Origin of the sequence: Bacillus sp. FSL K6-2944, from assembly GCF_038005385.1 — a bacterium.
Taxonomy (GTDB): Bacteria; Bacillota; Bacilli; order Bacillales; family Bacillaceae_G; genus Bacillus_A; species Bacillus_A cereus.
The window spans coordinates 1-20,485 of sequence record NZ_JBBOTE010000011.1 but is presented as its reverse complement, the minus strand read 5'-3'; the positions used below and the strand labels follow the sequence as shown (position 1 = coordinate 20,485).

Below are 20,485 nucleotides of genomic sequence, written 5' to 3'. Positions count from 1 at the left end.
CACCTACTGATCATCAGCTTTAGAATCTTCATTAGACTGCTTTCTCATCTTCTCTATTTCTCGACTTCTATCAATCTTTGAGTCTTCAAGTGTTGTATCTTGATTTTGTGTTAACTTAATAACATTAGATCTGTTAATACGTTTCTCGTCTTCATTTCGACTTTCTGATTGTTTTTTCTGTAGTTGATTAGTAACTTGATTGGAGGATGAATCATTCTCATCTTGATGATAATGTCCTGGTGGTTTCGGCTGTTTTTTCAATGGAGCATTTTCTTGTGATAAGTGACCTTGCTGTTTCTTCTGTAACTGATTAGCAACTTGATTGGAGGATGAATCATTCTCATCTTGACGATAATTTCCTGGTGGTTTCGGTTGTTTTTTCAATGGAGCATTTTCTTGTGAAAGATGTCTTTGTTGTTTTTTCTGTATCTGATTAGTATCTGTATTAGATGTATCTTGCGGATTATTGCTGAATTCTCGTTGCTCTTCTTTTTTTATAGGCGTATTACTCATTTCGTGTTTTTTATTTTTCAGTAACAATGGATTTCTTGAAGTCTGGTCATTTGAGGTAGATGTATTGTTCTTGTTTCTCTTTAGAGGAGCCACTTTAGAATTTTGATTTTGTTTCTGCATTAAGTCTTGCACTCTAGAGATACGACGTTGGTCATGAGCATTCGCAACTCGCGGACTTTGTGCTCCATTCCATCCACCAGTACTATTTGCATACGCTGGCGAATAAGTTCCTGGACTATATCCATGCTGTTGCTCTTCTTGCCTGCGTTTACCTCTAATTTCATCAACTCGTTCTCGTATAAAACTTTTAGCTTGATCTTTGTGTTTGCGATACAATTTATAACCAAATAGTTTTTTCTGTAAAAAGAATGCTGTTGCATAGATAATTAAAATCGCTATCACTGTCTGTCCGTATGACCAAAAGTTTCCTTCTGCTACTTTATACGCTATGTTCGTAAAACTAAACATTAATATTAACAAAAATGTATAAACTACACGCATGGATAGAAAAGCAAGTAATTTTCCACCCCACTGTTTTACATAGCCTCGCCATGCTGGAAAAATTCCTAGCAATAAGATAAACACACCCATTACAGCCGTAATTAAAAATGCAATACCGAAAATTTGTGTTAATACGGATAAATAGCCGACCATAACTAAAATTACGATAGCTGGAATCCATACTAGGAAAGCTAATACAATACGTTGACTGGTGTTTTCTGGTGAAAAAAGTGAATCTTTCACATTTTTTTCAACAAAATCTGTACGATCATTACTATTCGGCTTTTCTTTCAACAGCGATTTTACTTTTTCTTTTCCGGCATCGATATTCTGGCTGTTATACTCATTTTTATTTTTCGCTCCACCAATCACCGCTAAATTAGTTGTACCGAACTCCAACATAAGATAAGGTTTCACAATCAGAAGATCATGCATTAAATTCCGAATACGTGATAATCCATATTTAGCGGACTGAGCATCCTTATATTGCGATTCCCTCAGTATTTCATTATTCGTTGGTGTTCGTTCTGACTTCGCCGCTGACTCATCTAATGAATACGTGGAAGAAGATAGGATAGTGTTAGAAATAGTGTTCGCTGTATCATTTAATTCTCGAATAACAGAATCACTATTTTGCACATAAACCGTAAAAAACGCTGATAAAAGGGCCGCTACAATTAGGCTTGTAAATGTATTTCGAATTTCACGTTTTGCGAATGAGTAAACTAACCATCCAGCGGTTAAAATCAACATAAAAGATAAAAATTGTCCTACCCCTGACTTCCCTCCAATTTGTGAAATAAAAACTGAAACATACTCTAAGGTAGACCCCACTAAATCAAAGGTAAACGCTTGCTCCATAAGATAAATCCCAAAGTTTACTGTAACTAAATACGCATACCATATCCCCTTTAATATTTCATACTGCATCGTTTGAATGTTACTATATACTTTTTCATCGAGTTTAAAAATATTAATCTTATCTAAAAAACCTTCTTCTTTTTTTTCTTTATCTATATAAACATCTAATTCGTAATGATCAATTGGATATTCATTGTATTTTACAATGGGAGCCGAAGTTTCAGGCAAATCACTTTTAGGTGTTAATTCATCCATTACATTAGGACTTTCAGCTGATACATCAGAAATATTAAGAGATATAAAACAAATGGCAAATATTAACAAAATCCTAAGAAATCGAGACTGCTTTTTCATAACTACACCTCTTATTCTTTTTCAATTGGTTTCGGCTCTAACTCTTCTTTTGCTTGTAGACTCATACCTTTAGCATAATATTTTACATAAGGAACTATTTTATCTCCTCTAGTAATCGTAGAATTTGGAACAAAATTATTGTATCGTTTAACCAAATACTTACCATCTATCTTTTCTACCCTTAGGTAACGGTTAATTACTTTATTTTCGCGAAGATTTTTAAATCTAAATTTGTATATAAACACTTTATTAGTTATTGTTTCATATTCCAATACAGCATAATTTGTAATCTTTTTATCTTTAAACTTTTCATAATCTGGTTTGATATGCTCGTTTGCATCAGCTTCATTTTTATATCGTTGACTATCTTTATCATTTTCATCTGTCAATTGCATTTCAAATAATTTATGAGCTGCCCCTTGCTCATCATAAGTAACATATTTTAACGCTGTACTACAGGCCTTTGAATCTTCACATCTTGCTTCCTTTCTTTCAGGATGTGTGGATGATTCATCCACACATCCTGACAACAATACTACTATTATCATTACAAAAAACTTTTTCATATGTTATACCCCTTTGTGCTTTATTGCATAACTTCTTCTCTATTTTCCAACTCTTCATTTTCTCGTTTGGCAATTTCTCTTATATCCTTAGATGTATCAAAAGCATCAAATAAATGATCTTGTAAAACACGCATTTGCATAATTCCTGTGCGCTTTTGTAAATCTCGAAATACACAATATCCAGATGCCAACTTTGGTAATACTCCTTCCAGTCCACTTGAATCATCTAACCTTAAAAACTGATTAATCGCTTCAATATCACGAGATTCATCAGTACGAAAATGAAATGACATCCCAATCTGCCCTCTCATACTTTCTGGAATATCCGTCAAATTCTGAGTCATTAATAGGATTGGAGATAATAAACTTCGCCCTTCACGGAATAATTTATCTATTAAACGTTCTCCAGCTGGGTTTTGGAAGAAGTTCCAAGCTTCATCTATTGCAATCATAGTTAAATCATTGGGAAACATTTTCATAAATCTGATCATATACGCTGTTAAACTAAAGAGAATCGCAACAGAGATAATATTATCCTCCGAATATTCTTCTGGAGGTGTGTCTTTGTTCGGTAAGTGTAAATTATCAACTTGAAGGACGTTTAATTGGTTAGCATAATTTAATACATTATCGGTATTCGTTGGTTCTGCAAAAATAAGACGCGCTAGTGAGATAGATTCTAATTCTTCTAAAGTACTCGCTAAGTTTAAGGCAATATTTCTCTTTTCTTCTGTCATTTCTGTATCTGTAGCAATTATTCTTAATTCTTCTTTTACAAAACGAATAGAAGGCTTCTTACGTTGAGATACTTGTCGTACAGCTCTTGCTACAACAGAACTTTGCATACTGTTGTTTCGTATATTAATGTTTAAAAGATAATTAATGATTTCTCGTGCAATGTCTCCTGCATCTTGTCGATTTTCAAACAGAAGGTATGGATCTAATTTTCCTGCGTCTTCATCTTTATTGGTAAAGGAAATAAAATTTAATTCTGTCCCTAACTCGGTTAATTTCTCGTCCCAATGACATAGATTTTTCCTTTCCGCTTTCGGATCCAACAACATAACTTTCGCACCGGCAAGAGCTGATTCATAGGTAATATGATTCCCACCAACAGATTTTCCACCACCAGTTTTCCCTGTAGCAACCATAACAAGAGACTGCGTAGCTACTGTACCTGAAGCTGCCAAACCAGGCATGTAATACACTGGTTTCCCTTCTAAAGTCCTTGCAAGATACGCTCCATAGTCATCCCCTAACTCTTGACGATTCCCAAAAAAGCTTGCGGTGACCGCATTCACGTCTACATCCTGTATAAATTCCGTTACATATCTTTTCGATCCCGGAAGACATTCCATCAAACTACGTAGTTGTAAACCATAAGTATTTTGTAATCGAAAGCCAATCGATGCATATTCTTCAATTAAATCCTTCACACGTACAGACAGTAAATCCAGATTTGGCGCACTAACTGCAAAAATTGCACTCATTAAATAACTTCCATCTCGTTCTTTTTCCACATTACTAATAACTTCTTCAGCTAATGCCAGCCCTTCATATACGTTGGAACTTGCCTCATCATTAAATTGTCTAAGATGTTCTACTTGGTCCTTTAAGTTATCCTTCTGGCGTCTTAATTTCGCTATCCTTTTGTCTGGACTTTGATATGTCATTTTCAAACTAACACCTACGCCAAAGGGTAAATTCCTAAGATTTTCAAGCCATCTTATGTCCGGAAAATAGATTGTATCCGGCATTTTTACGAGGTGTAAATAAGAGACGTGTGTTTGATGATTCCCCCCTTTAGCATCTGTTTGATGCAAAGTAAGATGTCGTCTACCTTTTGGATTTTCAATTCCTGTCATCTGTAAATTCAAAACTTCTTCTTTCGTTTGTACACGTGCAATAATTTCACCTTTTTTATTTGTAATAGGTGTAAATCTTTCTTCCCAGCCCTTCCAACCTTGCGGATAACGTACACCTAAATTAAACATCCAAGGAATTAATTTCCCCATTTCTTCACAGCTTAATTTTTTAAAATGAAAAGGAAAAGCCTTTAATACATTATCCACTTCTCTTCCCGCTCGCAAAGCTCTTTGAAGACGTTCTACCGTTAGATATGTGCTTTTCCCTCGCACCTTGTGAAATTTCTCTTTGAACCAATCCGAAATATATTCAAAGATTTCACCAAATGACATTTCATCGTCTTCATCAGTTACAGTTCCTTTTGTAAGTTCAATTCCGATATAAAATTTACTCTTATTCTCTTCTGCTCCCAATTCCGAACTTGTTTTTAAATAATCAAAAATTGCATCTACATGTTCTTTAGCAACTACACGAAGATTGCCACGTACCGCTTCTAAATATTGATCCCTTACATCATCGAGTGATTGCCTCACCGGAACAATCAAACAATGAATTTCCCTATTTATTTCCTTAAATAAACGACGTAAATCTTGAAAATGAAGGGCTAGCTGGTTTTCAGAATCAAAACTTGTATGAAATCCTGAAAATTCGTACCATTTCTGTTCTCGTTTATCTTCTGTAAAAATTGTATTCCCACACACTGCGGCAATGTCACTTTGAAAATTCATACGATCCATCCCCTTCTTTTACAATTTCCCACGTTGCAAACGAATTTCTCCTTTGATATGAATCATCTTTGTTTGTTCTACTTCCTCAAAACGTATCATTTCTTTCGGTTCTTGTCTGGTTCTTCGCTTAATGTAGTAATAGCGTAAAATATTCATATTCTCTTTTGTTTGCCCACCAATCAAATATCCCCAGAAACTAGGCAAAATCAAACTTACTACAACGAATCGAGCCACCTTATTATCAATTACAGGTGCTGCTATAATAAAAATCGGTAAACTTACGAAGAATAAAACCAAAATAATTAAAATTTGCGTCACAGTAAGAGAAAAGGGAAGTTGAAATCCTTCCCTCCCTCCTGCAAATCCCCGAATCAAGTTTGGTATACGCCACAAAGTACTTGTACAATACCCTTTGTATCTATGCATTTTCTGACACCCTTAACCTTTCAGTCCGAAGAACTTCAATAGGCTATCTCCTAAAGAAATAATATTATCTGGACCATATACAAATACTCCAAGAATACTACCAACCACTAATATCCCAACTGCTGCACGAAACTTTTTAAACAACACTAATCCCACAATAATAATTAACACTGCCCACACGTAAATTGTTTGAATCGTACTTAAAACGTTACTATTCCCACTCCCTTTAACACCTGTTATATCAATATTTCCTAACATTAATACGTCTAATAAATGTTGCATTTTACATCATCCTCCTTTTTATTTCACTTCATAGGATACTGGTTGCATTTTTAAAATTTCAAACTTCCCCTCCCCCTTACGATCTATTGTAAATTCAAAGCTATGTTCTGATATTACTCCTGAAACTGGTTGTTTCAGTTTTACACTACACTGTACAAGGAACTGTTTTTCTTTTTGCATCGGGTACACTTTTACATCTTCAACTTTTACATATTCCATCAAACCTTGTAGAGATTGAATGTCAGCTGCATTTCGGAAAAAGAATTTAATTTCATCTCCACGATCTTTTGCTGTGTACGTCTTGAAAAACGATTCAAGAAATTTTCGTACTTCTTGTTCAGATTTCATGTCTTTCGAAAGACTAGCATATCTATCTTGAATGGATTTATTAGCACCATTCTTTGGCATATAAGGTTGCGGTAAATCTACAATTGTATATCCATCTGATGAACCATAAACTCGAATGAGATAATACACTCGACTTTGTTTTTTATCTGGTGAGTCTTTTGGTGCAAACTCCGTGGTAACATCTACATATACATTTGCTTGATTTTTCCCCGCACTTTCAACCTCTAAAATGCGGCTACCTTTGTAAATTTGCTCACCATTTAAAGATTGATAATCGACACCAGCATCTTTATCTAATCCTTGTGCTAGATATTTACTCAGTATCTTCTGTCTCCCCTTTTGTGCTTCGTCTCCTGGCTTAACAGTCACATACTCTTTTATAAAATTTTGTACAAAATATTCAACTCCTGAACGCATCGCTAAATTTTCCTGTACGCCTTCTGCATTCACCTTTTTAGTTGCTGTAATTTGATTTTGAAGATTTTCAAGTTTACCATTGTGGCGAAATGCGTTATACACTCCTAAAGCAACAATACAAAGCGAAAAAATAGCCAAAATATTCCAAATACGTTTTACAACAGGTTTTTTTAATGTTGCACGTTTAATCATTTTGACTTCTTGAGCCTTTTCTTTCTCATCTCGTTTTAACAATTTAGCTGAGTAAATATTCTTTTTTTCTTTCCATTTTGCTATTCTTTCTCGAAATGACAGTTTATTCGAAGATTCCGACTTTTGTTTTGCTACTTTTCCCCACTTTTGCAAAGTGTCATCACCTCTTCCCCTGTAATAGAAACACAAGGCTTGCAATGATAATAAGAGTTCCTATCATCCCAAACTGCGCAACTCCTAAATTGTAAAACGCTGAAAACTGTTGTTTTGCAAATTCCCAAACACCCCTTGTTTCGGGGAAAGCTGATAAAATAAAGCTTCCCACGAAACAAATGCCAGCTATATATATAAGTGATTTAAAAATAGATCGAAGCATAACCCTCCCCCTATAATTCTTTTTTAGTTTTTGGATCTTTTAGTACATCAATATAGATTTCTCCAAACGGATTTTTTTCAATATCTCCACGACTAGCTACTAATATAGGGATATTAAGTTGCATTTTTTCTATTGTTTCTACACTTAAAATATCTCGAATTGTCTTTTGCGAATTAGGTTCGTTCCCACCTATAAATAAAACTCTCCAGTCCGTTACAGGTGCTTCAAAACACACATGCATATCATAGTCATCCAGTGTCTCTTGTCCCCTATTCAAAAAATCATTGTAACGAATCGTCTTTTGAACTGTATTTTGTCGCTTTGCTACACTACGCTCCAATTCAATAAATAAACCGAAATTTTGGGAACTTCCTTTTGGACCAATGATCATTAACCCATCTGGTTTAATCACATCTGGTTTATCTTTTGAATATTGCCATGTTGCACGCGATTCTGGAATCCAATCTTTAAATTCCAATTCGTATTCACTGACCTTATTTTGATAACATACAACAATCCGATTAAGCATTAATTGATGTTGATACCAAGGAGCAATTCTCGTTGTCCAGTGTCGATTCCATTTTACAACCCCTTGAATTTGTTCTACAATTTCCACTCCAAACATCGTTAAGGTATACACATTTACTGGTTTTGTTGCAAATTCTATGGGAACTGTAAAACTCTTAATATACCCTGCATCTTCTAGTGTTCTAAGCCTATGCATAACAGCGGGTTTCCCATAATAATTTGTGAGTACATGCTCTACAATAAATTCTGAATCTAAATAAATAAAATCATGTAATTTTACAAGTAAATCCTTATCTTGATCTGATAAAACTAAATACTTTACCAATTTGTTTCCCCCTTTTCTTTATGGGAGAATACCTAGTACACGTTATTTCCCCTCTTTTATTAAGGTTCTATCTTTTTTTGTTCTCTTACTCGCTGCATCAAAGATCCTGTTGATGCTTTCTCGACTACTTTTTGTTCTTGTTGCTCTTGTATTTGTTCTACATTCTTTTCCTCTTTTTTATCTTTTTCATTAATTAGAGTTGGTTTAACATTTGAGATTTCCATTTCTTTTTCCAACTCGACTTTCGGTTTCTTCCTTAAGTGTTCAGGTGTTTGAGGTTGCTTAGAAATGGGTGCCTTTTTCTTTCTAATAGGGCTAGTGCTTGTTAACACTGGTGTTTTCTTAGGTTCATATTCTTGATCACGCATATACGCTTGAATCATTAAATCAATTTCAGACTGATGATACCCATTTTTAGATGACAATTCCGCTGCTTTCTTCAAGGTCCAAGCATTAGACTTTTTAACATCCTCATCATCACGAAAATCAGCTTTTGTTCCATCAGCATGATAACGATCTAGCGGAGGAACTTTTACAACTGCCTGGACTGTCTGATCTACACCATCAATATGATCTTGTGTACGGATAACAGCAACGCGATCAGATAAACTACTTAAAAATCCTTCCGTATATGTGGACTCATCCTTGTCTTTACCAGCCACTTTAAAGAATTTCGTTGATACTTGCGCATCATCCGAACCTTGCCGGCATACGAAAAAGTTTCCTTGTACGTTAATTAATGCACTTTGAAGCTCTTTATCTAAATCTTTAATTGACTGTGTTGCAATCCCCAAAGAAAGCCCTTTTTTGCGTTGTTCACGTATCATATATGGAAAAATAGAAGCTTTTACTTTTGCTGCTTCATCAATTACAAACTGATGGAGTAAAGGCTTTCCTTGACGATTATCAGCTACCCGGTAATATAAATACGTCAATACACTACCTATCACACTAATTTCTCTTTCACTCATACCGCTGAAATCATAAAAAATAATATGCCCCTCATCAAGCCATTTCCTCACTGGTAAAGCAAACTCTTTCTGCCCAAACATTCGCTTAAATAGTGTGTTAGATGTAAATATATCTAGACGATTCAAAATAGGAGTCGTGGAGACTTCTAATAAATCTGGCGCTTCCATAATCCAGAAATCATATAATTCTGCTGTTTCTGGGTTGTTTTTCAACCGTGAAATAATACGTTTTCGAAACGTATAGTCTCTAAGCAAACGTTTTACACCTAGAAGTGTGTGTGTTTCCACAGGATCAGCTAGTAAAGTCTCAATACAATATCGAAGTAAACGTTCCGCCTGTTGAGCAACCTGGAAATTTTCACGGATAATTCTCATAATGATATCCGTTACAAACTCATTGGTTTCACCAGGAAGTTTATACAGTAAATTCATAGCTAAAGGATATTCAGTATTCTTAAAAGAAATCCAATGAACGCAACTCCAATCAACGGTTTCGCCTTTTAATTCAGCTAGTAACATCTGATTAAGCAAAACTAGAGCTGTATCTTGTGCTGGATCAGCAAAAGAAAAACCTGGAGACTTTTCACCTTTCTTTCTCTTAAGAAGTCCATAAATAATATCCATTAAAACTTTATTAATCAAGGTCGATTTCCCCGACCCGTTAACTCCTAAAAGCAACCAGTGTTTTCCTAATACAGACGGAAGAACACGTACTTCTCGATTTTCCACAAAAGGATGAGCAAGAACCCCAAATGGAATCCCCTCAGGATTACTCAGCACTTTTTCTGGTAATAATTCTGCGCCACGAGCTGAATGTGGAATTTGCTTCGAAAGCTTTTTCATTAAACCTTTATCATCAAAATGTGGTAAATGAAGTAAATTCGCTAATTCACTCCCGGTCCAAATCATACGATAAGGCTTTGTTGTTGGGTACCACTGAACCGCCCTTCGCCAACGGCGATATCTTAGTTCATTAACATCATGTAACACGGAGTTAATAGCATTCGCCATATCTTTAACGATTGGAACACCTGGATAATGCTCAGAAGCAAGTGAAACCGCACAATCAAAAGCAACCTCATTCCCAGCATATCGATGTTTTAAACCCGATAATTCTTCTTTGTCAAACGCGGTCCGTTCACTTGCTTTTTTATCATCACGAATGTCTTCTTCTAATTCTGTAATCGATTTTTTTAATCTCCATCCATCATTCGCACTAAACGCCAGTTGTAACCACGTCCCAGGTTGCATATGCGATAAAATACCCGGAAGTTGATCCGATTTATAACGAGAAAGCGGAAGAGCTTTTTTTACACTGTTATTTTTCAGCTTTAAGCGACCTCCCACAGCCTTTTTACCTGGAAACTCCATATCATCTGCTGGGAAAAATTCAAGACGCGGATAGATACTCTTGAAGTTCGCTTGTAATGAATGTAATTTAGAACGTTCCGCACCTAAATAAAAGCAATATTGAGCACCCTTTTTATCATCAATTTTGTAATGGACAATAAAAGAATACCATTCCCGCCCAAAAATAAGACGTTCAATCCATTTACGCTTTGTTCCATGAATCCGACGCATAAGCTGCCCAATCATTTCTTTTGAAACACCGTCATCTTCATGAGGAAGAAACTGTGCGTATTCAAAATTCCGTTGAATACGCAAAATAGAGAATATCCAACGAACAAACCACATAATAGCCAGAATTACAAATAACAACTTCGCATACAGCAAAACTGAACTGTACCAAATTTCAACATCTTTGAACGAAAACGGAAGATGAGATAAAATCCAATCTTTCCTCCAAACAAAAAGTCCAATAGAAGCGACACCAAACAATGCCGATGTTTCTTTTGGATGCTCTCCAATCCAATCAAAGATATTATCCAGATCCGTATCATTCGATTTTTTGCTCATGTAACAGCCTCCCTCAACGGAAAAGCAAGAACAAATACAAGGGTTCAATTTTCAAAGAACAATAAGAGAACAACCAGCATTTTGACTTTTTTCTGCGATTTTTGGTTTTTGTTTTGAAGTGTGAAATTTTCATTTTCTGGTAGTTTATCTTTTGAGATTTTTAGTTTTACTGGCAATAGTGGAGTCTAAGATGAAATGAGATTTGACGACAATAAGGTATGCCGCCCCCCACAATAAATCTAAGGTAGTAGAAGAAGTATCTGTTTACTCATCTGATATGATTTGAAAAATCAATCATCTGAGTAAAAGAATCTTGTTAATTAGTGGGTAATTTAATTATATTCAAAATTTACTTAGAAATCAATGGTTTTATGACCAATTTATAGTAATATTTTATATAGTATTTAACCCACTCATAAAAAATTTGTATAACATCCCTATCTTAGACACTAAAACACTATATTAAATACTAGTATATGCACCAAAATAAGTAATACTACGAAAGTGCATAGCACACAGGGGAAATTACCCTAGTACACACTAGAAGCCAGGAGAAATTCTTGGCTCTTTTTTGATCCTAGGTTCGTCATTCGCAAGCTCATTTCCTCGCCTTCGGACTACGCCCCTTACCAACCAAAAAATCCTAGTTATCCCACATCTTGGTAGTAATTTTGGATCTCATAAAACACATACGACAATAGATCCTCTATTCGTGTAAACAGATATAAACTACCTGTTGTAAATAACTCGAATAAATAAACATGTGAAATATCTGGAAACTCCTCCAGGACAAAAGAGTAGACATAAGCTAATAAATCCAGAGGAAAAGAAGTAACAGCCGAAACTTTATGTATAAAGTCCAAGTGAGAAGCAGATAACGAATAGATAAGCGTAGTGTTATATGTTAAAGGATCAATAGCTATAACAGGAGAAACAAAACACCCACCCACCACCAGATCCTTAAGTGTATACGGATTTGGCTCATTTTTTTCAGACTCCAATATAGGCGCATCGATCATAACCGGCACTGAATCTGTATTTCTGTTATTCTCTTGCTCTATTTGTTCTGTAGATTGCTCCTCGGCTACTAATTCAATTGTTGTTTTTGCTCCACGACCTTTACCTTCAACAACCAAATTGATTCGTCCAGCGGTTTGTAAACGTCCAATAACGACCTTAAACGAAGAAAACGGTATTCCCATCGCTTCTGCTAGTTTGCGTTGAGATCCAGATACCTCCCCTTTGTGCTTCTCTAAATATGCTAAAATATCAGCTTCCCATTCTTCCATATGACTATATTGACGAAATTCACGGTCCTTTTTACCTACAAATGGTCGATAAAAAAACGGCATACCCGATAATTCGCGTATATAGCTAGCTGCTGGACCATTCTTTGTTCCCTGGAAAGCACTACGTACTTTTTGTTTAATTGTAAATGTAGCCAATGGCTGCTCTAATCTTGTATTCCATTCTTGAAGATGCTTTTCAGCTTCTTCTCTTGTATATTCAGACGCTTTAAAAGCTAAAGCAAGCGTATAGCAAGTGTTATCCCTCTTCCCTTTCTCTACACCTTGTAGAAGCTTTCTGACAGCTGGATGAGATAATAAATTACACTGGCCAACTGCAACCTTTCTATGTGAAACACGGTCTTCTTGTTGTAGAATCATCCAATCTACAAGATCCTGGAACGCTACACGACTATTAGACTCATAAACTGTATTTTCAGCTGTCACCACACGAAAATAACGTTCTGCACCAATAGCAATGGCATCCCCACCGATTTGTTCAGCAATTTCACTTTGAATACGCTCATAAAACTCGATTGTTTTTACATACGCTCTTTTGGCTACAGAAAAGTAAAAATATACATGAAATCCACCAGACGGTGTTTTTACGATTAAAGAAGGCAGCGGAAGTCCAGCTTCTTCAATACGATCTAACACATCTGGAACTGTTAAACCTTTGTTTTCTTCATTACTACCTTTCACATCAATATCAATAACCATTGCGTTTAGCCAACGTAAAGACGCCTTATCTCGCTTATCATTGCGATAAAACGTATTAGGTGTGTAATATGTAGTGTCTCGAACCATTGCAAACAAAGTTTTATAAGTACGAACAGCTTTAAAATTCTTGCAATTATTACTTAAAAACGTCCAGCCATGCTCAGTATCATAGCCATTTGTTTGCTTATCATTTTGACGTTTTGCTACTTCTGTAAATTGATTTTGAAATATTCGACGAAATTCACTCATCTTCGTTCCTCCTCCCCGGAGAAACAAAAAAGGCAGGTACCAAGCTATCTCGGTACCTGCCTTGAAACACATATAGGTATATTGATCACTGAACTGATCAAAAACCTATTTTATCAATATTGTTTGTCGAAAAACCCCTATAAATACAGTTGCGCATTAGACAAATTTCATGTTACAATGCAACTGTATTTAATTACAATATTAATAACTAGTCAAACGAACTGTAATTCGTTCGACTTGGTTTCAAGCTATGGTTATGATAGCTTGATATAAAGTTTTGAGAAAAAGTCGGTGCGACCAACACTGACTTTTTCTTTTTTTATTTGCCTTTTTTATTCCTCGTTCTATCTCGTTAATAATCTATGTATTTAAAATTATGTTAATTTTTCGAAATTATCCTAAATTTGAAAACTCTTATTGACAACTTCACTATACAGCAATTCTTTCCATTCTTCAATATTTTTTCGGTTTGCCATTAACAAATTTCTGTCCTAAGCAGAATAAATTTATAATAAATCTATTCAAATATCATTAAAAGTCAATACAAATACATACAAATCAATACAAAAAATAGCTGTTTTTTTATGATTCCAGGGTGTTTTACCCCTCGATTTGTATTGATTTGTATTGACTTGTATTTATTTGTATGGAATAGTGTTGACTTATTTGATGTATTTAGCATATAATGGAATTAAGTTAATCGATGAAAAAGAATCTTTAGGAGGTTTTATATATGACAATTCTTGAAGCTGGTGCAGACGCGGGGAACAGTGGTTTAAAATTAATGGTTCAAGGTCAAGGCCCTTTATTTATACCAAGTATCTATTCACATCATATTGGAGAAGCAACAAACATATTAAGTGATGAAGATATCCCATTTGAAGAATTAGAAAATAATATTGATGTTACCATTTCATCACCAGCCTTAACAGTAAACAATATGCGTTATATCGTTGGACAAAAGGTGATCGAAGAAAACATCAAAGGAATTGAAATGGAAAAGAAATCTGATAAATCTAAGGATGATCTTGTGGTTCTTGTGACTTTAGCTGGTTTAGCAGTTAGTGCAATTAAAAAGCACCCAGACAAAAATACAATCAATGCAAAGTATGATCTTTCTGTTGCATTACCAGTCGCAACGATTACGCCAGAAACAGCAACAAAGTATGCAGAACGTTATATGAATCATCATACAGTAAAATTCCATCATCCAAGTGGACGTGAAGTAACAGTTAATATCCAGGTAGAATATTGCAAATGCTTACCAGAGGGTGCCTCTGGTGCATGGGGAATTGTTTATGATGAAAAGGGTAAGACCATTAAACGTAAAGTAGAAACTACAGAAGATAAAGTTACAGAAACAGACTTTGTTGATAAAACATTATTATCTTTTGATATTGGCGCTGGTACTACAGAAGAAGTAGTTTCCCAAGGTGTTAGTTTTAAACATAAGATGAGTAGAGGTTTACCTTATGGTGTTAAAGAAACCTTGCTTGATATTATCAAAGTTTGGAACTTAAACAACAAACAAAAAACAATTGATAGCATCGCTGAATTTAATGCTATTTATCTAGATTCAGAACATCCTCGTCATACTCGATTGAAAGAAGCCTCACGCGGTGCATTATTAGGTTTAGCCAATCGAATTGCAACTGATATCATTAATAAAATCGATGATATGAAAGATGATCCATATGTATTCATTTATGGTGGTGGTGCCGCAATCGTAAAAGAAAGCCTACAGCAAATTTTAGAACAAAAAGAACGTTTAACAAATGTTATCTTCTTAAAAGATCCGCTTTTCATAAATGCACGTGGTTTGCTTGTATACACTTGCTCTCCAAGATTTAAAGCATTAAAAGAAACAGCATTGACTCCTGCCGGTGAAAAATAATGGCTCGTAAAGTATACAAGGCGGGAGACAGAGCAAATGTCTATATCAAAAAAGACATTTCACAAGAAATGCTTGATTTTATTAACACACAAAGCGATTTAACAATGTTCTTTTTGTATGCGGCACAGCAACTTCATAAACAAATCGGCGATACAGATGTAGCGGAAATTCTGCCGCGGAAATATACTTTTTCATTAGATGCACAGACGAAACATCTGAAGACAGTGCTAGAAGAACAAGAACAACAAATTTCTGTTCCCTCAGTCGCTTTAGCTCAACCACTTGTCGAATCTAATGATAAAATAGCGGAGATGAGGGAATCTCACGAAGAACCACAAAAAACTTCCTGGGAATCGCTCGATGAGATTGATGATCCATACGCTTAGTAAACCCAATTAAATTTGATAAACCAAAGAAAAAGGGTGCACCAAACGCACCCTTTTTCCTATTCTTGAACATCTCATCATCACCTATGCAGGATAACCCCATCACTTCATCGTATTAGAAATGAAAGAAAAACTATGTATTCAAAAGGTGGTGTTGTGGTGGAGAAGTGGTATTCAATTCAAGAATTAGCTGATATGTTAGGAATTAGCCATACCTCAATCTCTCGATATATTAACCATTTCCCGCACTTCTTTGAAATAAAAAAGACTGGTAAAAGGAAGATGGTTTCAGCAAGTGGTGTGAAAGTGTTAAGACGTGTTAAGGAACTGTTTGAGGAAGGAAAAACGAAAGAAGAAGTCCGCGCAATCCTGGAAGGGGACTCCCCCGTTGTACATGTTGTAGATGAAAATGAACAACTGTTAACGTACTTAAATCGAATTGAAGAACAAAATGTATTACTTTTAAAAGAGATACAAGAACAAAGAACATTCTTACAAGAACGAGATAAAAAATTTATTGAAATTCTAAATAATGTATTAGAAACAAGACAAGAAGTTGCAAGCGATGTACAACAAACAAAGAAAAGAAGATGGTTTAATTTTTTTCAAAATAAGAAGTAAAACAAACATAACCAGTTCGCTTTACTTCTTATAAAACATTATATAATTAGAATGCTTCTAAGCTGTCATAATCACTTTATATAAGCTATAGGTATCTTATGTATTCCCATCTCTTTTGCCGCTAAATATCGAGCATAACCATCCTCTAATACACTACTTTTTTCATTGATTGTAATCGGTCTATCAAAGCCGTTTTCCTTCTCAAAATAAGAAACGATACTTTGTATTTTTTCTGCTCTTGGTAGCCGTTGCTGAAAATCATTTGGAATCACAACAGCATCAATATCTATAATTTTTTGTGTCCCTTTTGGATATTGCATTGGGGCACTTTTTATTTTTTCCTTTTTCTCTTGATCATTTTGATTTCCTTGTGCATCTGTTTTTTCTGGTAAAACCTGAATCTGAAAACAAACTACTCCTATTTCTCCCTGACAAATATCTAATGGTACATCAAGAGTTGGTTCTCCCTGAATCAATAACTTCTGATGAGGTTTTTTATTTAACTCAATCCCCATCTTCTTTAATTGTTTTTTGTTAGCAAATACAGTGTATGAAATCCTGGTGCTTTTGGGTAATCCCTTAGGTGGATTATCAGAGCCTTTCTCCTCCATTTCAAACGCACATAACACATCATCTACCACTCTGACCTTGTTAATCGCATATCCTGTTAAAGTGATTTTATGCATCCAATCCCCCTCATTCCTCTCTAAAATAAACAAAATATTCTTAAAAATATTATACTAAATCTCTATGCTAGGCACTAAAGAAAACAAATTTCTCACATCTCATACGGTATGTGATATTTTCCATAAAATCAAATAAAAAACACCGCTAAATTTTTTAGTGGTGTTCCCCTATAATCGACTATTTCTCTATTAAAATCCAAATCTTTTCGCGAAACCCGTTATGCAACACTTGTCATTAGACATGTTTTTATCAACAAGTGTTGCAATGTATATGTATTCCATATTCCACAAAATAATTACAAAAATCTTTTAAGCTCTCTGTCTATTTTAAATATATGCACCATCAAGAAGACGTATGCACCATTCGTGGCTAAAATGTATAAACAAGATTAAAAGTGTCCAAAATAACAGTTAAATAGAGAAGAAGAAAGGAAGACACTTTTATGAAAGGAAAACGAAAAAATCGTACAAAATTAGGCAAGTGGTTGGATCGGCATGGAATAGAACAGCAGGAATTAGAACAAGAAACTGGAGTTAGTCGAAATACAATTTCTAGACTATGTAATAATAAAACTCACATTCCGAGTTTCCCTGTTGTTCAAAAGATTATCCGAGCAATAAGAAAAGTTGAACGGAACGCTAAAATAACCGATTTTTGGGATATGTGAAAGGCACAAGAAACAGTATCTTGTACTTTTATAATTTTGCTTTGACTGAACCTATTTGAACCGAAATATCTTTAGGTTGCTGTACTTGTGTAAGAAAATGCTGAATAGAGGGCGCTTGAAAAATACGGAAATTAGAACTAGAGATTGGATATTTGAAGTCAGTAAGGATTAAAAGTGAGGGGAATATCATATTATGTTTCGGTTGCCAAGATTCTTTTTTCCATTCCATGCTACGAAAATACGATTCATAACGTTTTATTTTCGTTTGGATCGTAGCCTTATTATAAATGGAGTTCTGGACTTCTATAAAAAATGGACTTTTACGCCAAATGGTAAATATATCGGGTTCCATATAACCTTTCTTATACTTAGGTTCTACTTGAAATATCTTTGGTCTTTCGGTTCGTAATAACTGCTTATATACATCTACAATCGCTAAAAAATGACGTATCTTTTGGCTTCCTTTACGAATGGTATTTGGATAAGAAAAATACACGTATGGACGTTGCGATGTATCTACATCAATATATCCTTCGCGGCTTAACCGCTTTGTAACAGTATTACAGCATGTTACTGCATTTTTCACATTTCTAAAATGAAGATCAATAATATCATCACGTGACATACATCTAAATTGCTGTAAATGCCCTATAATTTGCTTATCTCTATTCGTTAGCATCATCTAACACCCCAAAGATTTTGTCTTCTTGATGCTCTGACTCTTCTTTCTTTACACTTTGCTCTTTAGATAAACGATACGGTTCAATTATTTCTTTTGCCTGGTCCAATGACAAAAAAGGAGCCTGCACCTTTTTTAAACCATCTAATTTTAAAATCATTTGGCCCGATTGATTTAAGTTTTCTGATCCAGGCGTCCCCACAATGTTACTGTTAATTAAATCTGCACATTTAAAGCCCATTCTTACCGTTAAATTGAGCTTTAACTTACCATCAAGTATTTTTGCATCTGGACGTTGCATACTTAGCATAAGGAAGATACCAAGCGATCTGCCAACAGCTGATATTTTTTCTATTATGGTGACACATTCCTTTTCGTCCTGTAGCATTGCTACTTCATCAATGGCAAGAAAAATGTAGGGTAAAGGTTTATCTTTTGTGATTTGATTGTATTCATCAATATGACCCAGCTCATATTCTTCCATTATCTTTCTTCTATACAATACCTCTTTCCATAATTTTGATAACATATTTGTCATTTCATGTTCTTCCATGCAAACGTACTTCACGTGCTTCACTCTTCTTAAAAAATGAAACTCTGAATTTTTTAAGTCACCCAGGTACAAATGTAAATGCTCTGGTGACATATGTTGGATTAATGTGGCTAAAATCACGCGCACCATACTACTTTTTCCGCTTCCTGTTTCTCCCGCAATCAGTAAATGCGGTGTATTTGAATCAACCATATCATACACAATCGCATTTCCGAATTGGTCCCGCCCTACTACAACAGGAAGACGATATTGTTTTAATAATGGTTGCCATTGTTTATAACTGTAATCGTAAGGCTGTAAACTTGCATTAGAATGAAATACATGGAGTACAAACTTTTTAATACTACCTTCCATCATAAGATTTTCACCTAGTATTTGCTGAAAACAAAACCATTTCTTATGAATTTGAGCTGGATCAACGCCGTTTGGCAATGTAAAAGTGTACCGTACACTTTCCTTTCCTTCGAAAACATCATGAATCGTAGGATAAATGGGGACCTTTCCACCTCGTGTCATGTGCTCATCGTATAGTTTCGCTTTCTTAAATACTTCTTCTAACTGATATTTATATTTTTTCTTTTTTAACCATCCTTTCATTGTTCACCCTCCTTACAACATGAGTAAAATGCGAATAAATACATAACCAATGAACCCAATCCCTCCAATTCTTACACCGTAATATAGACCATTAGAAAGGATATTGGATGCAAAAACATAATCATTTCGTACTAAGTATTTTTCCAACAAAACAGCTCCAATTGTAAGGCCGCCTACTATTCCTAAGGCTACATACGTATGAACAAGCGGTGATGACATATGAAAAAATGCGAACGGGCTAATAGGGCCAATGCTATATATTTTTGTTTGCTTTTTCTTCTTATAAGATTGGTCCATAAAGGCTTGAAAAGAAATTGTTTCTTTTCGATTTAGCATGTTTTCCCTCCTAAAAAAAGAATATCGTTAACAAATTGGGTACCCAGTCCAATACAAAGCATATACAATCTAACACCATATGAGAGGTATTCTTAATGAGTTCAAATGTATCAACAGATACATTTGTTATGAAACTCGCAAGTTCATCTGGTAACTTTCGTATTTCTTGTGCTGTACTGTCTAATGGTTCTGTCGCATACCAACTAATCCATCTATATAAGAAATCTGTTGTATCCGTTGTACTCATAGCATTTTGATTGAGCGCATCCCACACACACATAATTTCGTTTGTTGAACTTCCACACCATTCTGTCATTTCTTTCACATTTCGAAATTGCGGACTAGGTATGTTGTTCCACCCTCTCGTTGGATCATCCCGCAAATAATATTTAATTTGATTCCCAATAATTTCATAAGAATTATTCATTGCTCCCTCTCCTTTTTCTCATTCCGTTCTTCCTACTATAAACAAAACTCAAAATCCCCTAAAAACATGTGATAATCGAAGATGTCTTTTGATAGTACTATCATGATAGATTCTTTGGTTACAAACATGGTAATGACTTTGATAGTTACTTTGGTAAAACGTATTCCTCTCTGATTGTCTAATATTCCGTTTCAAAATTTGTCTTATTAAAT

General features: G+C 34.9%; 19 protein-coding genes. 4 read left to right on the top strand and 15 right to left on the bottom strand.

The window, feature by feature from the left end; all coding sequences use genetic code 11:
- Positions 1 to 3: 3 nt before the first annotated feature.
- The 10 genes from MHH55_RS35565 to MHH55_RS35520 form a co-directional block, all read right to left on the bottom strand.
- The gene (locus tag MHH55_RS35565; RefSeq protein WP_340882789.1) at positions 4 to 2,229 is read right to left on the bottom strand and encodes a CD3337/EF1877 family mobilome membrane protein; all 2,226 of its coding nucleotides are present in this window, start codon (positions 2,227 to 2,229) and stop codon (positions 4 to 6) included.
- 11 nt (positions 2,230 to 2,240) lie between these two features.
- A complete protein-coding gene (locus tag MHH55_RS35560) occupies positions 2,241 to 2,795 on the bottom strand; it encodes a hypothetical protein (RefSeq protein ID WP_340882787.1) in 555 nt (184 codons plus the stop codon).
- 20 nt (positions 2,796 to 2,815) lie between these two features.
- The gene (locus tag MHH55_RS35555) at positions 2,816 to 5,389 is read right to left on the bottom strand and encodes an ATP-binding protein (RefSeq protein WP_340882785.1); all 2,574 of its coding nucleotides are present in this window, start codon (positions 5,387 to 5,389) and stop codon (positions 2,816 to 2,818) included.
- 18 nt (positions 5,390 to 5,407) lie between these two features.
- Entirely contained in the window at positions 5,408 to 5,815 is a 408-nt protein-coding gene (locus MHH55_RS35550; protein ID WP_340882783.1) for a hypothetical protein, read from the bottom strand.
- Between the two features lie 12 nt (positions 5,816 to 5,827).
- Positions 5,828 to 6,097 (bottom strand): hypothetical protein, encoded by a 270-nt coding sequence (locus MHH55_RS35545; protein WP_256425294.1) that lies wholly within the window; start codon positions 6,095 to 6,097, stop codon positions 5,828 to 5,830.
- 18 nt (positions 6,098 to 6,115) lie between these two features.
- Positions 6,116 to 7,207, bottom strand: a complete 1,092-nt coding sequence (locus tag MHH55_RS35540) for a conjugal transfer protein (protein ID WP_340882779.1) — start codon at positions 7,205 to 7,207, stop codon at positions 6,116 to 6,118.
- A 7-nt stretch (positions 7,208 to 7,214) separates the two neighbouring features.
- Positions 7,215 to 7,430, bottom strand: coding sequence for a hypothetical protein (locus MHH55_RS35535; RefSeq protein WP_340882778.1), 216 nt, complete (start codon positions 7,428 to 7,430; stop codon positions 7,215 to 7,217).
- Positions 7,431 to 7,440: 10 nt separating this feature from the next.
- A complete protein-coding gene (locus MHH55_RS35530) occupies positions 7,441 to 8,283 on the bottom strand; it encodes a replication-relaxation family protein (RefSeq protein WP_340882777.1) in 843 nt (280 codons plus the stop codon).
- A gap of 59 nt (positions 8,284 to 8,342) precedes the next feature.
- Positions 8,343 to 11,171: a hypothetical protein gene (locus tag MHH55_RS35525; RefSeq protein WP_340882776.1), complete on the bottom strand. Its 2,829-nt coding sequence runs from the start codon at positions 11,169 to 11,171 to the stop codon at positions 8,343 to 8,345.
- Positions 11,172 to 11,818: 647 nt separating this feature from the next.
- Positions 11,819 to 13,426 carry a primase C-terminal domain-containing protein gene (locus tag MHH55_RS35520; RefSeq protein WP_340882774.1) on the bottom strand — a complete coding sequence of 536 codons (1,608 nt, stop codon included), beginning with the start codon at positions 13,424 to 13,426 and terminating at the stop codon, positions 11,819 to 11,821.
- 733 nt (positions 13,427 to 14,159) lie between these two features.
- Here MHH55_RS35520 and MHH55_RS35515 point away from each other — a divergent pair.
- From MHH55_RS35515 to MHH55_RS35505, 3 genes are all read left to right on the top strand, one after another.
- Positions 14,160 to 15,320, top strand: coding sequence for a ParM/StbA family protein (locus tag MHH55_RS35515; RefSeq protein ID WP_340882772.1), 1,161 nt, complete (start codon positions 14,160 to 14,162; stop codon positions 15,318 to 15,320).
- Positions 15,320 to 15,706 (top strand): hypothetical protein, encoded by a 387-nt coding sequence (locus tag MHH55_RS35510; RefSeq protein WP_340882770.1) that lies wholly within the window; start codon positions 15,320 to 15,322, stop codon positions 15,704 to 15,706. Before MHH55_RS35515 ends, MHH55_RS35510 begins: the two co-directional genes overlap by 1 nt.
- A 159-nt stretch (positions 15,707 to 15,865) precedes the next feature.
- Positions 15,866 to 16,327 carry a MerR family transcriptional regulator gene (locus MHH55_RS35505; RefSeq protein WP_340882768.1) on the top strand — a complete coding sequence of 154 codons (462 nt, stop codon included), beginning with the start codon at positions 15,866 to 15,868 and terminating at the stop codon, positions 16,325 to 16,327.
- Positions 16,328 to 16,398: 71 nt separating this feature from the next.
- Here MHH55_RS35505 and MHH55_RS35500 read toward each other — a convergent pair whose 3' ends face one another.
- Positions 16,399 to 17,013 carry a plasmid stabilization protein gene (locus MHH55_RS35500; RefSeq protein WP_340882766.1) on the bottom strand — a complete coding sequence of 205 codons (615 nt, stop codon included), beginning with the start codon at positions 17,011 to 17,013 and terminating at the stop codon, positions 16,399 to 16,401.
- Between the two features lie 443 nt (positions 17,014 to 17,456).
- Here MHH55_RS35500 and MHH55_RS35495 point away from each other — a divergent pair, with 443 nt between their 5' ends.
- A complete protein-coding gene (locus MHH55_RS35495) occupies positions 17,457 to 17,681 on the top strand; it encodes a helix-turn-helix domain-containing protein (protein WP_340882764.1) in 225 nt (74 codons plus the stop codon).
- Between the two features lie 28 nt (positions 17,682 to 17,709).
- Here the strand turns inward: MHH55_RS35495 and MHH55_RS35490 are convergent, their stop codons facing one another.
- The 4 genes from MHH55_RS35490 to MHH55_RS35475 are packed head-to-tail and all read right to left on the bottom strand — an operon-like array spanning position 17,710 to position 20,273.
- Entirely contained in the window at positions 17,710 to 18,363 is a 654-nt protein-coding gene (locus MHH55_RS35490; RefSeq protein ID WP_340882762.1) for a replication-relaxation family protein, read from the bottom strand.
- Positions 18,347 to 19,510, bottom strand: a complete 1,164-nt coding sequence (locus MHH55_RS35485; protein ID WP_340882760.1) for an FtsK/SpoIIIE domain-containing protein — start codon at positions 19,508 to 19,510, stop codon at positions 18,347 to 18,349. Before MHH55_RS35485 ends, MHH55_RS35490 begins: the two co-directional genes overlap by 17 nt.
- Before the next feature lie 12 nt (positions 19,511 to 19,522).
- Positions 19,523 to 19,846 carry a hypothetical protein gene (locus MHH55_RS35480; RefSeq protein WP_151577446.1) on the bottom strand — a complete coding sequence of 108 codons (324 nt, stop codon included), beginning with the start codon at positions 19,844 to 19,846 and terminating at the stop codon, positions 19,523 to 19,525.
- Between the two features lie 10 nt (positions 19,847 to 19,856).
- On the bottom strand, positions 19,857 to 20,273 hold the full coding sequence (locus tag MHH55_RS35475) for a hypothetical protein (RefSeq protein ID WP_340882755.1): 417 nt from the start codon (positions 20,271 to 20,273) through the stop codon (positions 19,857 to 19,859).
- Between the last annotated feature and the right edge of the window lie 212 nt (positions 20,274 to 20,485).

Excerpts from the sequence above, each read along its gene's own strand:
- MHH55_RS35565 (WP_340882789.1), bottom strand. The coding sequence starts at position 2,229 with ATGAAAAAGCAGTCTCGATTTCTTAGGATTTTGTTAATATTTGCCATT.
- MHH55_RS35560 (WP_340882787.1), bottom strand. The coding sequence starts at position 2,795 with ATGAAAAAGTTTTTTGTAATGATAATAGTAGTATTGTTGTCAGGATGT.
- MHH55_RS35555 (WP_340882785.1), bottom strand. The coding sequence starts at position 5,389 with ATGAATTTTCAAAGTGACATTGCCGCAGTGTGTGGGAATACAATTTTT.
- MHH55_RS35550 (WP_340882783.1), bottom strand. The coding sequence starts at position 5,815 with ATGCATAGATACAAAGGGTATTGTACAAGTACTTTGTGGCGTATACCA.
- MHH55_RS35545 (WP_256425294.1), bottom strand. The coding sequence starts at position 6,097 with ATGCAACATTTATTAGACGTATTAATGTTAGGAAATATTGATATAACA.
- MHH55_RS35535 (WP_340882778.1), bottom strand. The coding sequence starts at position 7,430 with ATGCTTCGATCTATTTTTAAATCACTTATATATATAGCTGGCATTTGT.
- MHH55_RS35525 (WP_340882776.1), bottom strand. The coding sequence starts at position 11,171 with ATGAGCAAAAAATCGAATGATACGGATCTGGATAATATCTTTGATTGG.
- MHH55_RS35520 (WP_340882774.1), bottom strand. The coding sequence starts at position 13,426 with ATGAGTGAATTTCGTCGAATATTTCAAAATCAATTTACAGAAGTAGCA.
- MHH55_RS35515 (WP_340882772.1), top strand. The coding sequence starts at position 14,160 with ATGACAATTCTTGAAGCTGGTGCAGACGCGGGGAACAGTGGTTTAAAA.
- MHH55_RS35510 (WP_340882770.1), top strand. The coding sequence starts at position 15,320 with ATGGCTCGTAAAGTATACAAGGCGGGAGACAGAGCAAATGTCTATATC.
- MHH55_RS35500 (WP_340882766.1), bottom strand. The coding sequence starts at position 17,013 with ATGCATAAAATCACTTTAACAGGATATGCGATTAACAAGGTCAGAGTG.
- MHH55_RS35495 (WP_340882764.1), top strand. The coding sequence starts at position 17,457 with ATGAAAGGAAAACGAAAAAATCGTACAAAATTAGGCAAGTGGTTGGAT.
- MHH55_RS35490 (WP_340882762.1), bottom strand. The coding sequence starts at position 18,363 with ATGATGCTAACGAATAGAGATAAGCAAATTATAGGGCATTTACAGCAA.
- MHH55_RS35485 (WP_340882760.1), bottom strand. The coding sequence starts at position 19,510 with ATGAAAGGATGGTTAAAAAAGAAAAAATATAAATATCAGTTAGAAGAA.
- MHH55_RS35480 (WP_151577446.1), bottom strand. The coding sequence starts at position 19,846 with ATGCTAAATCGAAAAGAAACAATTTCTTTTCAAGCCTTTATGGACCAA.
- MHH55_RS35475 (WP_340882755.1), bottom strand. The coding sequence starts at position 20,273 with ATGAATAATTCTTATGAAATTATTGGGAATCAAATTAAATATTATTTG.